Below are 483 nucleotides of genomic sequence, written 5' to 3'. Positions count from 1 at the left end.
CCGCCTTTGGATGAAAAGCGGCGCTTCTGGACGCGCGGTAAATCTCGATCATACGGCCATAAATGACGATAAAGATACAGATATACAGCGCCCACATGGTAATGCCGATAAAGAGGGATTGGAACCAAAGCCCGAACAGCGGTCCCAGATCCATTTCCATCAGTCTCGGTTCCAAATCGGTCATAACTGAGGAAATGTCAATGGACGCATCCGAACCGATGATCCCTGCCGCCTGTGCCACCACGCTCTGCGCCATATCAAAGACGCCCATCACGATATTCCATGTGTTTGTGACAATGAGGATGGCGGCGGCTGATTTGAACACCCACTTGAAAATCATCCAGGTATCCACATCATGCAGGTTGTTCTTGTCTGCAATCATCTGGATCAGGTCTACGGTCATCACGATAGCCAGGATCACGCCTGCAATCGGCACCATGATGGAGTTGGACAGATTCTCAATCATGCTGAAAATACTGCCAT

Annotated in this window: 1 protein-coding gene; it reads right to left on the bottom strand. The window is 49.9% G+C overall.

Features of this window, described 5'->3' with window-relative positions:
- The coding region (locus OCV69_RS17210; protein WP_158360325.1) for a VirB6/TrbL-like conjugal transfer protein, CD1112 family at window positions 1-483 on the bottom strand (483 nt) is incomplete at both ends.

It is taken from the genome of Alitiscatomonas aceti (genome assembly GCF_025567195.1).
Classification (GTDB): Bacteria; Bacillota; Clostridia; order Lachnospirales; family Lachnospiraceae; genus Alitiscatomonas; species Alitiscatomonas aceti.
This window is presented reverse-complemented; position numbering and strand designations above follow the sequence as displayed.